This is a genomic window from Phytomonospora sp. NPDC050363 (assembly GCF_040655735.1).
Taxonomy (GTDB): Bacteria; Actinomycetota; Actinomycetes; order Mycobacteriales; family Micromonosporaceae; genus Phytomonospora.
In genome coordinates, this window is record NZ_JBFAKK010000002.1 from 613,087 (window position 1) to 627,297 (window position 14,211).

Annotated in this window: 15 protein-coding genes and 1 tRNA gene; 7 read left to right on the plus strand and 9 right to left on the minus strand. The window is 71.5% G+C overall.

The features are described from left to right. Positions 1 to 654 precede the first annotated feature (654 nt). Positions 655 to 1,308 carry a hypothetical protein gene (locus tag AB0I28_RS07355; RefSeq protein ID WP_357490551.1) on the minus strand — a complete coding sequence of 218 codons (654 nt, stop codon included), beginning with the start codon at positions 1,306 to 1,308 and terminating at the stop codon, positions 655 to 657. Between the two features lie 176 nt (positions 1,309 to 1,484). On the opposite strand from AB0I28_RS07355, the gene AB0I28_RS07360 reads away from it, so the two are divergent. After that, positions 1,485 to 2,399 (plus strand): hypothetical protein, encoded by a 915-nt coding sequence (locus AB0I28_RS07360; RefSeq protein ID WP_357490553.1) that lies wholly within the window; start codon positions 1,485 to 1,487, stop codon positions 2,397 to 2,399. A gap of 50 nt (positions 2,400 to 2,449) precedes the next feature. Here AB0I28_RS07360 and AB0I28_RS07365 read toward each other — a convergent pair whose 3' ends face one another. Further along, positions 2,450 to 3,316: a hypothetical protein gene (locus AB0I28_RS07365; protein ID WP_357490555.1), complete on the minus strand. Its 867-nt coding sequence runs from the start codon at positions 3,314 to 3,316 to the stop codon at positions 2,450 to 2,452. A 340-nt stretch (positions 3,317 to 3,656) separates the two neighbouring features. Here AB0I28_RS07365 and AB0I28_RS07370 point away from each other — a divergent pair, with 340 nt between their 5' ends. After that, positions 3,657 to 4,091: an SRPBCC family protein gene (locus AB0I28_RS07370; RefSeq protein WP_357490556.1), complete on the plus strand. Its 435-nt coding sequence runs from the start codon at positions 3,657 to 3,659 to the stop codon at positions 4,089 to 4,091. Positions 4,092 to 4,952: 861 nt separating this feature from the next. Here the strand turns inward: AB0I28_RS07370 and AB0I28_RS07375 are convergent. Genes AB0I28_RS07375 through AB0I28_RS07385 form a run of 3 tightly spaced genes read right to left on the minus strand, consistent with a single transcriptional unit; the run spans position 4,953 to position 7,502 of the window. Continuing rightward, entirely contained in the window at positions 4,953 to 5,621 is a 669-nt protein-coding gene (locus AB0I28_RS07375; RefSeq protein WP_357490558.1) for a DUF4241 domain-containing protein, read from the minus strand. Positions 5,622 to 5,661: 40 nt separating this feature from the next. Then, positions 5,662 to 6,906 (minus strand): MFS transporter, encoded by a 1,245-nt coding sequence (locus AB0I28_RS07380; RefSeq protein ID WP_357490560.1) that lies wholly within the window; start codon positions 6,904 to 6,906, stop codon positions 5,662 to 5,664. After that, a complete protein-coding gene (locus AB0I28_RS07385) occupies positions 6,903 to 7,502 on the minus strand; it encodes a helix-turn-helix domain-containing protein (protein WP_357490562.1) in 600 nt (199 codons plus the stop codon). The genes AB0I28_RS07380 and AB0I28_RS07385 overlap by 4 nt, the downstream gene beginning before the upstream one ends. A 260-nt stretch (positions 7,503 to 7,762) precedes the next feature. Between AB0I28_RS07385 and AB0I28_RS07390 the strand changes: the two genes are divergently transcribed. From AB0I28_RS07390 to AB0I28_RS07400, 3 genes are all read left to right on the plus strand, one after another. Then, positions 7,763 to 10,057 (plus strand): ATP-binding domain-containing protein, encoded by a 2,295-nt coding sequence (locus AB0I28_RS07390; protein ID WP_357490564.1) that lies wholly within the window; start codon positions 7,763 to 7,765, stop codon positions 10,055 to 10,057. Between the two features lie 101 nt (positions 10,058 to 10,158). Then, positions 10,159 to 10,632 (plus strand): GNAT family N-acetyltransferase, encoded by a 474-nt coding sequence (locus AB0I28_RS07395; RefSeq protein ID WP_357490566.1) that lies wholly within the window; start codon positions 10,159 to 10,161, stop codon positions 10,630 to 10,632. Between the two features lie 71 nt (positions 10,633 to 10,703). Then, positions 10,704 to 10,784, plus strand: a tRNA-Tyr gene (locus AB0I28_RS07400). 62 nt (positions 10,785 to 10,846) lie between these two features. Here the strand turns inward: AB0I28_RS07400 and AB0I28_RS07405 are convergent. Further along, positions 10,847 to 10,999, minus strand: coding sequence for a hypothetical protein (locus AB0I28_RS07405; RefSeq protein WP_357490568.1), 153 nt, complete (start codon positions 10,997 to 10,999; stop codon positions 10,847 to 10,849). 167 nt (positions 11,000 to 11,166) lie between these two features. Between AB0I28_RS07405 and AB0I28_RS07410 the strand changes: the two genes are divergently transcribed. Further along, entirely contained in the window at positions 11,167 to 12,156 is a 990-nt protein-coding gene (locus AB0I28_RS07410; protein WP_357490570.1) for a hypothetical protein, read from the plus strand. Between the two features lie 7 nt (positions 12,157 to 12,163). Here AB0I28_RS07410 and AB0I28_RS07415 read toward each other — a convergent pair whose 3' ends face one another. From AB0I28_RS07415 to AB0I28_RS07425, 3 genes are all read right to left on the minus strand, one after another. After that, complete coding sequence (locus AB0I28_RS07415; RefSeq protein ID WP_357490572.1) at positions 12,164 to 12,376, minus strand: hypothetical protein; 213 nt, start codon at positions 12,374 to 12,376, stop codon at positions 12,164 to 12,166. A gap of 67 nt (positions 12,377 to 12,443) precedes the next feature. Beyond that, entirely contained in the window at positions 12,444 to 12,659 is a 216-nt protein-coding gene (locus AB0I28_RS07420) for a hypothetical protein (RefSeq protein WP_357490574.1), read from the minus strand. A gap of 88 nt (positions 12,660 to 12,747) precedes the next feature. Continuing rightward, positions 12,748 to 13,509: an SDR family oxidoreductase gene (locus AB0I28_RS07425; RefSeq protein ID WP_357490576.1), complete on the minus strand. Its 762-nt coding sequence runs from the start codon at positions 13,507 to 13,509 to the stop codon at positions 12,748 to 12,750. Positions 13,510 to 13,585: 76 nt separating this feature from the next. On the opposite strand from AB0I28_RS07425, the gene AB0I28_RS07430 reads away from it, so the two are divergent. Then, positions 13,586 to 14,179: a TetR/AcrR family transcriptional regulator gene (locus tag AB0I28_RS07430; protein WP_357490578.1), complete on the plus strand. Its 594-nt coding sequence runs from the start codon at positions 13,586 to 13,588 to the stop codon at positions 14,177 to 14,179. Positions 14,180 to 14,211: the final 32 nt, after the last annotated feature.

The following is a 14,211-nucleotide window of genomic DNA, read 5'->3' on the forward strand; positions in this document are numbered from 1 at the left end:
CAGTCCCGCCGCGCAGCCGCAGCGTGTCGCGGAGGCGAGTTCGGCGCCCACTGCGCCTATCGTGCAGCCGCAGCCGCAGCCGCAGCCGCAGCCGCAGCCGCAGCCGCAGCCGCAGCCGCAGCCGCAGCCGCAGCCGCAGCCGCAGCCGCAGCCGCAGCGCCTACCCGCGCCCACGACGCGCACGGTGCCCACGGCGGAACGGCAGCTACCACCCGCGTCTACTGCGTCCACTGTGCCCACTGCGGCCACCGCGTCGCCGAGCCCAGCTCGCCCCGCGCCACCGGAACCTGCCTCGCCGGCCCCAGCGCCTACCCGCGCCCGCCCCACCCTTCTCCGTCGGTGCGCAGCCGCGCAGTCGCGGCTGCTGGGCAGCGCTGTGGAGCGCCTGATCGGCGTGACGGGCGGCGAGTGCGCCACGGTCGGCGGCCTGCGGGTGTGCCGAGAGGGCCGCCTTCGCTTGCATGCCAAGGGCGGAACCCAGCTCGGCGACACCTTCGTGACCGCGCACGATCCCACTCGGCTGCGGCGGGGCCTCATCGAGCACGAGACGCATCACCGCGACGCCCAGTGGCGGCGTTACGGTCTTGCCTTCGGCCTCATGTACCTATACGCCCACCTCCGGGATGTCGTGATCGGAAAGAAGTGCTGCAATCGCTACGAGTTGGCCGCCGAGGTCGCCTCGGGCGGCGGCGGTGGGTACGGCTGCCTGCCCCCGGTCGGAGAGCCGCGCCGGCGGCGCTGACCGGGCCCCCACGCCGCCTCGGAGAGCCACGGATATGCCTGCCCGATAGCCCTGGCGATCCGCCCCCGCAGCAGCCGCGTCGCCTCCCGGCGGCCCGGCCGTCCGGCGAGCGAGTCCATCAGCATCTCCGGTGAAGGCATGCGCGAACGCAGGTAGGCGACCTGCCAGCCGTGCAGGCGCTCGTCGGTCAGGGGCCGGTCCCGCTCGTGGGCGACGGCCAACCGCGACAACTCGTCCGGCGGGTGCATCGGCACCTCGACCTCCATCGCCTCCGCCTCGGTCACCGCGCGCTCGCGCTGCCGGGCGGCCTGCTCGACGGCCTGCTCAGAGCGGACGCGGCCCTGCTCGCGGCGGACGCGAAACTCCGGCGTCGACTCCAGCGACCCCACCCGCGACAGCGCGTACAGACGCATCGGCGCGCGCGTACTGATCACCGGGTTCGGGTGCTCCTGGTCGGGCGGGCCCAGAAGGTCCCTGATCATCGACTGCGTCCAGCCGCGGCGGGCGAGTTCGGAGCGGGAGACGTAGGCCTCGGTGTCCTCGGGGGTGGCCTCGATGTACAACATGATCGGTCCTCTCTTTGTGGAGTCGGTCTGATACGGAGAGTAGGTGGTGGGTCTGACATTCCTCAAAGGGCAGAGGGCGGCGGGGCAGAAGTCGCGGGCGGAGCGGGCAGCCCCGCACGGGGATGTATCTCGCGGCCCCGCCGCGCCCACTGAGAACATGAAAGGGGAGGTCAGTCGTGGCCGAATACGCTCCCGAAGCCATCCGCTGGCTGGCGACCCAGATCGTCGACCAGATCCCGAAGGCCGTCCTGTCCGGCATCGTCGGCGACAGCGCCCACACGTACGGATACCACCGCGCCCGCAACAAGCTCCCGAAGACCGACTACTCCCGCCAGCTCGCCGAGGACAAGGCCGGCGACGGCGACGCCGCCAGCGCCCTCGACGTCACGTTCGACACCAAGGGCATGAAGCTGGTCACCGGCCGCCTCATGGCGTCGGCCAAAGACGCCGCCGACCCCCGCCTCAACGTCGTCCGCGAGTTCTACGGAACCGTCGACGGCAAGAAGGTCTGCGGCTGGGACACCTACTACAACCGTTCGGCGACAAGCGATCCGAGCCACCTGTGGCACGTCCACATCTCGTTTCGCCGCAAGTTCGCCACCAGCAAGTCCGCGATGGCCGACGTGTTGTCGGTGATCCTCGGAGAGGAGAGTGGATCCGACGTGGCCCTTACCGACGCCGACGTCGCCAAGATCTGGCGCTCGGACATGATCCCCGCCCCCGACCTGGCACTCAAGGACGAACCCGACAACAAGTACTGGACCGCCGCCAACACCATCCGTTCCGCCCGTGACCACGCCGTGCGCGCGGCCACCGTCGCGGGGAACGCCCTGAAAACGGCCGAGACGGTGCGCGCCGAACTCGACCAGGCGAAGGCCCGCGAGGCCGCGATCCTCGCCGCCGTCACCGAAGTACGCACCAGCCTCAATGGACTGTCGACCACACTGGTCAAGCAGCTCGCCCCGCAACTCGTGAAGGCACTGCGCGCGGCGCTCGCCGACGGTCTCGACGAGGAGCAGCTCACCTCCGCCGTCGACGCCGCCGTGCGGCACGTGTTCGGCGGCCTCGACGACGAACCCGCGAAGCCGTAGACGACATCGCGCCGGCCGGTCTCACCGGCCGACGCGATCGCGTTCGGGATCTAGCCGACCGGCACCAGCTGGTACGGGTCGGAGGAGAGCTGCGCGCCGAGCTGGGTGAGCGCGTAGGTCGGGTCGATCGACTCGAGGTTCAGGTCCGTGAAGGGCGTGCGCTCGGTGCGCACGACCACCAGTCGTAGGCCCTCGATCTCGCCGATGACGCGGACGCTGTTGACGATGCGCGGCGGGGTCGCGAGGAACACGTCGCGCAGGCAGCGCAAGGTCAGTTGGACCAGCAGTGCCTCGTACATCTCCGCGCGCTCGTCGGAGGTGCCCTCGGGCAGCACCTCGCGCGGCGGGAGTTCGACCGTCATGGTCAGCTCGCGCGCCGACGGGCGGTAGGAGAGGTCGCGCCGCACCGACAGCCACTCGGGGAAGGTCGACTCCGCCAGGGCGCTGTGCGTGTAGCGCACGACCTCGGCCGGGTCGCCGTTGCGGACGCCTTCGAGGATGCGCTCCGCGCGGGCGTTGTGCGTCTCGATGCGCTTGCGAATGCCCTCGTCGTAGGCGGCGCGCTCGGCGTTGTACTCCTCAAGGCGGGCGCACTCGCGCTTGCGCCAGTCGGTCAGCGCCAGGCGGTACTTCAGCACCGACATCTGGTGCGCCTTCTTGTACGAGGGCAGCGAGGAGCCGAACTTGTTGGAGTGCGGCGGCTTGAAGTCGTCCCAGTCCGGTTCGGCGTACGGAATCGCCAGTTTGCCCCCGTCGAACTGCCTGACGCGTTTGGGATCGACCTGCTGGGCGATCTTGGGAACGTCGATCGATCTCGGCCCGTCGCCGAGGATCATGTTGATCTCGGCGAGTCGACCGCCGCGGTCGGTCGCCGACTCGGTCTCGCGCTGAGCGGCCCTCTCCAGACTGCGTGTCATTGCCGGCACCTTCTCTGAAGCCTCATCGGGGTCAAGGGGGCGGTCCATCTAACTCAACAGAGTTGAAGCGTGACCGGAAGGGTTATGTCGGGAACCGGTCCTAAGGTTGTCCTTAGTGGACTCGGCATGTGATGTTAGTGGGTGGCCTGGGTCACTGAGCGGGGTGCCGCAGTGGCGGGGTGTGCACGGACGTGCCGACGGTGGGTGCCCGCGGGGCCGTGCGCGCGTTCGATCCACCCGTTTGAGCTGTGAGAACCCCTCGAATCGGCTCGCTGTGCAACCATCAGGTTGCAGGCCCCGTCTTGCGGCAGTCACTGCCTCAGCGAAGGAGCGAGCCACCATGGTCCCCACCCGTATCACCCGGGAAGCCCGCGTCGACGCGCCCGTCGACCGCGTCTGGGACGTCCTCACCTCGCCGGAGCACATCGCCGGATGGTTCGGCGACTCCGCTTCGGTCGAGTTGCGGCCGGGCGGCGAGATGGCCTTGGGGTGGGCCGCCTACGGCGACTTCCGGGCGGTGGTCACCAAGGTCGAGGCGCCGCGCAACTTCGCGTTCCGCTGGGCCGCCGAGCCCGACGTCGACCCCATGCAGGGCAACTCAACGCTCGTTGAGTTCACGCTCTCGCCGGAGGGGTCGATCACCGTGCTGACCGTCGTCGAGACCGGCTTCCGCCTGCTCGCCCGGCCCGCAGAGGCGCAGGCCGAGCACGCCGAGGAGAACGCCAAGGGCTGGGAGCAGGAGCTGGCGGAGCTCAAGGCCTACGCCGAGAAGTGACCGCCCCAGGGGCCTCCCGGCCTCCTCCCTACTTTCGACGGTAGGCGAACCTCAGGCGTGGGTGGCGAACGTGAATCGCGCTCGCTGTGGATAACCGGTGGGTTGTGGAAAACCGGCGGGTGCGGATGCGAGGTGGTGGCGCTGACGGGGCTGGCGAGGGCGTGAGGCGAAGGCTGGGGCGTGAGGCGGGGGCCAGGGGCGCCACGAGGGCTAGCGGTGCGGGCTGGGGGCGAGCCCGGGGTACGCGGCGGCGCCTGGCGGCGCGGCTCCGGGTGGACTCGGGGCGTACGGCGAGGGCTGACCGTGTGGTTGCGGGCGAGCCCGGGGGTGGCGACGGCGCCTGGCAGCGCGGCTCCGGGGGCCGAGAGTGCGGGGCGCGGGCTGGCCGTGTGGTTGAGGGCGAGTCCCCGGACAATTGGCGCGAGCCCACGGCGTGTGGGCGAGGGCTGGAGTGGTTGCGGCGGGCCCAGGCGTGCAGCTAGGTCGAGGTCGAGGTCGAGGCCCCGGTCCAAGTCCGGGCCACCCGGCCGGCGGTTCCCGAACCCAGCCGCGGAGCCGCTCGGCGAGGACGTCTGACCTGCCCCTGCCCCATGCGATGAGCGAACGCGAGACCCGCAGGGGCCTCCCGGCCTCCTCCCTACGTTCGACGGTAGGCGAGTCTCAGGCGTGAGTGGCGAACGTGAGCCGCGTTCGCTGTGGATAACCGGCGGGTTGTGGACAACTCACGAACCCACCGACCCACACCGAGCGCGCCGACGCAGCCCCGGTCGTCGCCCGCGCCGGAACCGGTCGTCGGCCGCCCGCAACCGGTGCCGCCCGCACGGCCGCCCGCCCGCACAGCCACCCACCCGCCCCTCAAACTCAAAGCACGTGGAAGTCCGTCACCACCGACACGACCTCCCCCGCCGCGTCCCGCCCGATCCACGTCGGATACACACCGTCCCCCCACCCCGACGGAAATACCACCACGTTCAGCCCCGTCTCCTCGTCGGTGACGTTCGCCCCCATGCGCGGGGGCACCGCCTTACCGGCGTCGGTGAGGGCGTCGTCGAGGTCGTACGCGCTGTCGGCGTCGTTGATCCGGTCGAGCGCCTTGCCGCCGGAGGCGTCGATGAACGCCCCCGTCCCGGCGTCGACGCCGTACCCGAAGTACAGGTCCCCGGTCAGCGTCGACGTGTCCTGCCCGGCGGTCACCGCCATCTCCCACGCCATGGCGGGAGTGTCGCGCACGAGGACCTGCGCGGCGGCGACCCGCCGGTGCGCCTCGGGCTGCGGCTGACCGTGCACGGCGTCGACCAGCACGACGCTCAGCCGCACGGGGTGGGCTCCGCGCGGGAGCTCGACGGTGAACGGCTCCAGCTCCCAATAGACCATCGGGTCGCAGGCGGCCAGCCGCCCGGTCGGCACGGCGAGTTCGCCGAGGTCGACCACCTCGATAACGGCGGAGACGCGGGGCGTCTCGACCTTCCTCCCGGCGACGAACAACTCGTCGAATCCGCCGGTGCGCAAAGTGCGGGGAGTTTCCGACATAGCGGCATCCTAGGCCGCAGAAGCGACATGTGGGGGATCCTCACGCGGCGGTTCCGGCGAGTCGCCGTTCCGGTTCCTTTGTGGACGGACGGTCCATGTCCCGCCAGATCCGTTGCGCGAAGGGCAGAATCGTCGCCGCCAGGTACACCGTGCCGCCGACGAGGAGGGCTCCGGTCGGTCCGAAACCGGACACCGCGAGTCCGCCCAGCAGGGCCCCGACGGGTATCCCGAGCCAGGAGAGCGCCCCGGTGAGGCTGAGGACCCTGGCCTGCAGCTCGCTGGGGATGCGGGCGTACGACACCGCCGAGATGATGGGGTTCAGCGCGGCGGTGGCCAGGCCCGACCCGAAGGAGACGATCAGCACGGCGACCAGGTCGTCGGTGGCCGCCATGGCGAAGAAGCGCGGTGAACCGGCGATCAGGAAGCAGATCGCGAAGGTCCAGCGGCGCGGCAGCCTCGGGCCGAGCCAGGTGAACAGCACGTTCCCGCAGACGGCGGCGACGCCGAAGGCGGCGGAGATGGTGCCCAGGGCGGCCGGATCGCCGATCGAGTCGCGGATCCACACCGGCACGAACACGACCGTGAAGGCCTGCGCGGCCATGTTGGTGAAGATCAGCATGAGACACAGGTTCATCAGCAGGCGGTCGGTGAACAGGAACTTCGCGCCGGTCCGCAGCGCCCTGAGATAGGGCTCGCGTTCCGAAGTGGACGGTGTCGCCGCCGACCGGGTGGCGTAGGCGAGGATCACCGCCGACAGGGCGAAGGAGAGCGCGTCGAGCCACAGGACGTGCGCGGCGCCCATCCACACGATCAGCAGTCCGGCCAGAGGCGCGCCGAGCAGCCCGGCGAGCCGGTCCACGCCGTCGTAGACCGACAGGGAGCGCTCCATCGACGCGCCGGAAGCCTCGATCATCTCCGGAAGCAGGACCCGGTCGGCGCTGGAGGCGAAGCCCTGCGCCAGCCCGGCCAGGGCCACGATTCCCAGCAGGACACCGAAGTGGAGGTTCCCGCCGTCGTAGAGGAGGGGGACGCAGGCGATCGCGGCGGCGCTGAACAGCTGCGCGCCGACGGCGACCCGGCGCCGCCCGAAGCGGTCGACGAGAGGCGCGCCGAAGGCCCCGGCGGCAACGTAGAGGGACAGTTCGGCGAAGGCGACCACACCGGTCCGCGTCGCCGAACCGGTCGTCGACAGCACCAGCCACGGCAGCGCGACGAGGGTCAGCCGGCTCCCGGTCGCCGAGATCGTGTGCGCGGTGAGGAAGCCGGCGAGGGGCAGGCGGCTCATTCGACCTCGCCCAATCTGGGGAGCAGGTTGAACGTGGCCGCGACGTGCTCGGCGTCCTCGGGCGCACCGGGCACGTGGTCGCGGCGGTAGCGGTCGAGGACGCCGGTGACCTCCTCGATCAGCGCGGCGGCCTCCTCGACGGTCAGGCGCAGCGAGACGTTGTTGAAGGTGAAACCCGCGCGCCACTCCGGCGGCAGGGAGGGCAGCTCGTTGATGAAGCGTTCGGCGCGGGCGGCGGTGGCGTCGACGACGGCCCGCAGGTAGGCCTCCGCGTCGGCGGGGTCGATCTGGGAGCTGTCGTCGAGGCGGGTGGAGCGGTGGGCGGCCTTCCACCAGCGCTCGCGGGCGGTGCCGCGGTCGGGATCCTCGACGACGAAGCCGTAGGTGGCCAGCTGCCGCAGGTGGTAGCTGGTCGCGCCGCTCGACTGGCCGAGGCGCTCGGCGACGACGGTCGCCGTCGCGGGGCCGTGGCGTCGGAGCATGTCGAGGATGCGGACGCGGAGGGGATGGGCGATGCCGCGGATGCGGCGGGCGTCGAGGATGACGTCCTGCTCGGGGTCGTAGCCGGCCGGACGGGGAGTCTCAGGTTCGCTCATGAGGCAAACATAGCTTTGCAAAGGCTTCGTTGCAAAGACTTCTTTGCAAGTTTCCGGCGGAGGGGCGCAGGTCCCGAAGGTCGATGAGGGGTGCCGCGCGCATGGGCGCCAAGGCGGCAAAGGGTAATAAAAGGCACTCGCGGAAGGAGTGGGATCAGCTTGGCGGCTGCGGAAAGAAAGGCTATATTTGCCATCCGCTGTGCACGCGAAATCGACACAGAAATTGTCGACTCGGGCAACGTTAACAGAATGGAGTCTCGTTGTCAAGCGAGGAAATCGAACGTGAGCAAGCCTACGTGAGCAAGCTCTACGCCCGGCTCGATGCCATGCGGGAGCAGGCCTCCGGCCGCCTCCACCAGGTGCTCGGCCAGTCCGGCGGCACCCATCAGGCGCGCAGCGAACGCGACAGTTTCGCCGCCGGATACCACGACGACATCATCGAATACGGTGCGCTGGAAAGCGGGCTCTGCTTCGGTCGCCTCGATTTCGACAACGGTGAGCGAAGCTACATCGGCCGTCGCGGACTTTACGAGGATTCTGCCGAACGGGCGCAGTTGCTCATGGACTGGCGCGCGCCCGCGGCCCGTCCCTTCTACCTGGCGACCGTCGCCGCGCCCGAAGGCGTGCGCGTCCGCCGCCACATCCGCTCGAAGGGCCGGGAGGTGACCGGCGTCGACGACGAGGTCCTCGACCTGACCGCCGTCGACACCAGCGGGCACGACCCCGTGACCGGCGAGAGCGTGCTGCTGGCCTCGCTCAACGCCAGCCGCACCGGCCGCATGAACGACATCGTCGAGACCATCCAGGCCGAGCAGGACCGCATCATCCGCGCCGACGTGCGCGGGATCCTCGTCGTCCAGGGCGGGCCGGGCACCGGCAAGACCGCCGTGGCGCTGCACCGCGCCGCCTACCTGCTCTACACGCACCGCCGCGAACTGACCCAGCGCGGTGTCCTGGTGGTCGGGCCCAACCCGACCTTCCTTGGATACATCGGTCGCGTCCTGCCGTCGCTGGGCGAGACCAGCGCCCTGCTGTCCACTGTGGGCGGACTGTTCCCGGGGGTGCGCGCCGAGCGCGAGGAGCCCGCCGCGGCCGCCGCCGTCAAGGGGTCCATCGCGATGGCCGACGTCATCGCCCGCGCCGTCCGCGACCGCCAGCGCGTCCCGGACGAGCCGATGGAGATCATCGTCGAGCGCGACCCGGTGTGGCTGGAGCCCGCCCTCGCCGAACGCGCCCGCGAGCAGGCCCGCCGCTCGCTGCGCACGCACAACCACGCCCGCGAGATCTTCGCCGAGGTCGTCGTCGACGGCCTCGCCCGCCAGATCGCCGACCGCATCGGCGCCGACGTCCTCGACCCCGAGGCCCCCAACCTCCTGGAGGAGGGCGACCTCGCCGAGATGCGCCGGGAGCTGGCCGAGGACCGCGCCGTCCTGACCGCCCTCGACGAGTTGTGGCCGATCCTGACCCCGCAGCGCCTGCTCGACGACCTGTACGAGTGGGACGACCTGCTTGAGGCCGCCACGCCCAAACTCACGCCCGAGCAGCGTGCCGCCCTGCGGCGCGAGCCCGGCGGCGGCTGGACCCCCGCCGACGTGCCGCTGCTCGACGAGGCCGCCGAACTGCTCGGCGACGACGACCGCGTCACCAAGGCCAAGGCCCGCCGTGCCAAAGAGCAGCGCGAGCGGATCGCCTACGCCCAAGGCGTTCTCGACATCGCGGCCGGCTCGGAGTCCTACGAGTTCGAGGACATCGAGTCGGAGGTCCTGACCGCCTTCGACCTCATCGACGCCGACGAGCTCGCCGGCCGCCACGAGGAAGAGGCGCGGCTGACCGTCGCCGAACGGGCCGCCGCCGACCGCACCTGGATGTTCGGGCACGTCATCGTCGACGAGGCGCAGGAGCTGTCGGAGATGACCTGGCGGCTGCTCATGCGGCGCTGCCCGAGCAAGTCGATGACGCTCGTCGGCGACGTCGCGCAGACCGGCGACGAGGCCGGCACGACCTCATGGGAGCGCGTGCTCTCGCCCTACGTCGACGACCGCTGGCGGCTGGAGCACCTGACCGTCAACTACCGCACGCCCGCCGAGATCATGGACGTGGCCGCCGACGTGCTGGCCGCCCTCGACCCGTCCCTGGAGGTCCCCACTTCGGTGCGGGAGACCGGGAACACGCCGTGGATGTCGCATGTGGACGACGTGGCCGCCGCGCTGCCGGGCATCGTCGCCCGGGAGGCGGCCGGGGTCGGTGACGGGCGCCTGGCGGTGCTCGTGCCGGGCGGGTCGCTCGCCGAACTCGGCGAGGCCGTCGTCCGGGAGGTGCCGGGTGCGGCGGTCGGCGAGAAGGCCGACCTGGAGAGCCCGGTCGTCGTGCTGGACGTCAAGCGCGCCAAGGGACTGGAGTTCGACGCCGTCGTGCTCGTCGAGCCCGGGGCGATCGCCGGGGAGTCCTCGCGAGGGCTGTCCGACCTCTACGTCGCGCTCACCCGGGCGACCCAGACGCTCGGCGTGGTCCACAGTGGAGGGTTGCCCGCCGGGTTTGAACGCCTGACGGACTGAACGCGGAGTGAATGCCCGGTGGCGCAACGGATTCTTCGTGTCGCCGGGTTCACAAGGATCACCCCTCGCGTGCCGGGTCGTGTCGCGATACCGTGCCGCACATGATCACTGCGCGCCGGGCGACCGCGATTGACGTCGATGAACTCGTGCGACTGCGGGGAGTGATGCAGGCCGCCCTGCACGGCGAGGAGTCGGCGCCGGGGCCCTGGCAGGCCGAGGCCGCCGCCGTCCTCCAGAGGCAGCTCGACGCCGGCGACGCCACGCTCGCGGCCTTCGTCGTCGAGCGCCCCGACGAGCCGGGGCGGCTGGCCGCGTGCGCCGTCGGCGTCATCGACCAGCGGCTGGGCAGTCCCGCGAACCCCGCGGGGCGGACCGGGTACGTGTTCAGCGTCTCCACCGACGAGGGCTACCGGCGGCGGGGCTACGCGCGGGCGTGCATGGAGGGCGTCCTCGGCTGGTACCGCGAGCAGGGGATACGCAAGGTCGACCTGCGCGCGTCCGTCGACGCCGAGCCGCTGTACCGGTCGCTGGGCTTCGCGCGGACGCCCGACCCGTCGATGCGGCTGACCATGTGAGCAACCCGCTTGCGGGGGGTGCGGGGCGTGTGGTTATCCTGTGTGCCGCGCCTTCGTTCGCGAAGGTGTGAGGCAGGTTGCCCGAGTGGCCAAAGGGAGCGGACTGTAAATCCGCCGGTTCGCCTACGTTGGTTCGAATCCAACACCTGCCACAGCGCGAAGGAAAAGGCCCTGACCTGGGGAAACCCGGGTCGGGGCCTTTCTCGTGGGCGGCTCAGGCGCGGTGGGGTGCCGAGGGCGCGCGGACGGGGGCGGGCTGCGGCGGTGGGGGCAGGTGCCGCGCCCGCGGAGTGGCGGGGCGGGCGTAGTGCGGCGGGGGCGGCGGGTGGTGGGCGGCCCAGTCGCTGGCGGGCGGGGGAGAGGTCATGGGGCGGCTCCGACTCGGGCGTGGTGCAGAGGTGAACCAATGTTCGGTCGGGGCTTCGCGAACGCCTTCGGATGATCGGACACAACGGGCGGGGCTGGGCGGGTGGTTCGGTGTGCCGACACACCCGACGGCTAGCCTGCGCCGATGCCGACGAGTGAGGAGCCGCGATGAGCGACACGGCCGAACGAGTGCCCATGGGCGTGGTGTCATGCCCGAGCGGGGTCTTGGTGGTCACCGACATGGGCTACCTGGAGTCATGGTCGGGGGAGGGGCAGCCGGGCGGGTTCGACACCGACGATGAGCAGCTGCGGGAGGTCGTCGCCTCCGCCCGCGACTTTCGCCTCGTGGGCTCCGACGCCTCGGCCGCCGCGGAGTCGCTGGGCCTGTCCGGCGCGACGCACGTCTACGACCTGCCCGCGCAGGGCGTCGAGCGCCTTGAGGAGCGTTTCGCCGAGGAGGGGTGGTCGGTCGAGCTGGTGCCGGAGGCCGCGCGGGTCGCGCACCGCGAGCGCGTCCGCCGTGTGACGGTGGCCGGCGGGGGTGTGTTCCAGGTCAACGGCGTCCCGTCCGTCGCGATCCCGGTCCCGGCCGGACGCGATTGCGCGGTCGTCGGCAAGGTCGGCGGTGACGGGTTTCCCCGCTGTGTGGAGGTGCGGCTCGGGGACGGCGAGCCCGCGACCGAATGCCAGGTCGGCGGGGTCGGTGTGGACTGGGCGCGGTTGATCCTCGCCGACGCGGACGCGCTCGGCGATTGGGTGCACGAGGAGTCGCTCGACGGCCTGGCCGACGCGGCGTTCTGGGGCGCCGACGCAGCCGAGGCGGCCGAGCATTTCGGGGCGCCACTGCTACCGGAGGGTGTGCACGGGTGGGCCGACCTGCCCGTCGCCGAGGCGGCGGAGCGGGTCCTCCAGGTTCGGCGGTGGAAGGCCGAGGGCGGCAAGGGCCTGGTCGCCGACTTCCGGCCGCACTCGCACCACTTCCACATGATGGCGCGGCTTCGCGAGGGCGACGGCGTCTTCGGGCACGGCGGACTTCAGGTCGGGCGAGCCCGGACCCTGGCCTTCACGACCGGCGGCGACGGCCACTTCCCCGTCGTGCTGTCCGCCGCCGCCGACGGCAGCCCGGTGCGGCTCAGGATCGGGCTGGGCGAGGACTGACGCCCGCTCAGGTCATGCAGGCGCTGCAGCTCCACTCCGTGCACGAGTAGGCGCACGACGGCAGGAGCCTGCAGTCGCGGGTGCAGTACATCGTTCCGCCCGGGCACTGGCGGGTCTGGTTCTCGGTCCAGCTGTCGATCGGGCAGCCTGCGGCGGCCTTGACGTCGGCGGGGACCAGGGCCCTGAGGATTCGGTCGGCGATCGCGTCGAGTTGACGCATGGCTCCTCCTACGGGTTCGACGGTGGTGCCCGCCGGCGGGCACTCCGGCGGGCACCACCGTTCCTGCTCACTCCAGGTTGCAGCCGCCGCACGACCAGGCGCCGCAGCTGTACGAACACGAGGGTAGGACGCGGCAGGTCCGCCGGCAGATCCGCAGACCGCCGGGGCAGGCGCGGAACTCGGTCTCCGTCCAGCTTTCGGGCGGGCAGGCGGCGGCGGCCTTGACGTCGGCGGGCACCAGGACGCGGAGGATCCGGTCGGCGAGGGCGTTGAGGTGGCGCATGAGCACTCCTTGCGGACGCGTGAGCGGTTTCCGCAAGTCTTCTGCCGACGCCGCGTCCGCGCCCACGGTTTCGGCCCTGCCCGAATCCCTACAGCAGCGAGCCGCCGGTGGCGTCGATCCAGGAGCCGGTCACCCAGCGGCCGGCGTCGGAGGCGAGGAAGCCCACGATGTCGGCGACGTCCCCGACCTCGCCGACGCGGCCGAAGGCGGAGTAGGCGGCGCCGGCGGCGCGGCCTTCGTCGGAGGCGCGCAGCCAGGAGGCGTTCATGTCGGTGTCGATCACGCCCGGCCCGACGGTGTTGACCGTGACCCTGCGCGGCCCGAGTTCCTTCGCCAGCGCCCGGGTGAGCTGTTCGAGGGCGCCCTTGGTCATGGCGTAGGCGGGGTCCTGCGGCCAGGGGATGTGGGTGGCGCCGGTGGAGATGTTGACGATCCGCCCGCCGTCGCGCAGGCGCGGCAGGGCGAGCTTGGTGATGAAGAAGGGGGCGTCCACGTTGAGCGCGAAGGCCCGCGCGAAGCCCTCGCGGTCGGCCTCGGCGATGGGCCCGGGGCCGTTGGTCCCGGCGTTGTTGACCAGCACGTCGAGGCCGGTGACACCGAAGGCCGCGAGGCCCTCGTCGAAGGCGGCCCACAGGGTCTCGGCGTCGCCCGCGAGGCCCAGTTCGGCGTGGACGGGGAAGGCGCGCCCGCCCGCCGCGGTGATGGCCTCGACGGTCTCCTTCGCGGCTGCCTCGTTGAAGCCGTAGTGCACGCCGACGACGAGGCCGTCGGCGGCGAGGCGGGTGGCGATGCCGCGGCCGATGCCCCGGGAGGCGCCGGTGACGAGAGCGGTCTTTGGGGTGGGGTTCATCGGGCTCACCATTTCTGTAGTGGTCGCTATGGAAAGGACGCTAGCACATGTGTAGCGAGCGCTATAGAATGTGGGGGTGTCAGCTACCCGAGGACGGCCTCGCGCCTTCGACCGCGACGAGGCCCTGGGCCACGCCACCCGGGTGTTCTGGGAGCGCGGCTACGAGACGACCTCCATCGCCGAACTCACCAGCGCGATGGGCATCCGCCCGCCGAGCCTCTACGCCGCCTTCGGCGACAAGCGGGCCCTCTTCGGCGAGGTCGTCGCCGGCTACCAGGACGTCAACCGCGTCCGCTTCGAGGAGGCAATGGCCGAGCCGACCGCGCGCGAGGCCGTCGCCCGCCTGCTGTCCACGCTCGCCGACGACTACACCGACCCGGCGCACCCTCCCGGCTGCCTGATCATCTGCGCGGCCGTCAACGCCTCCGACGACCTCGTCCGCGACGCGCTGCGCTGCCACCGCAAGACCAGCCAGGCCGCCATAGCCGCCCGGATCGCCGTCGACGTCGACGAGGGCGCGATCCCCGCCGCCCCCGGCGCCGAGGCGCTGGCCAGGTTCTACGCGGCCGTCGTGCAGGGCATGTCGAGCCAGGCCCGCGACGGCGCCACCCGGGCCGAACTGCACGCGGTGGCCGAGACGGCGATGAAGGCCTGGCCGCAACGCCCTTGATCATGGGCCGGGGGCCGGGCATCATTGGGCTG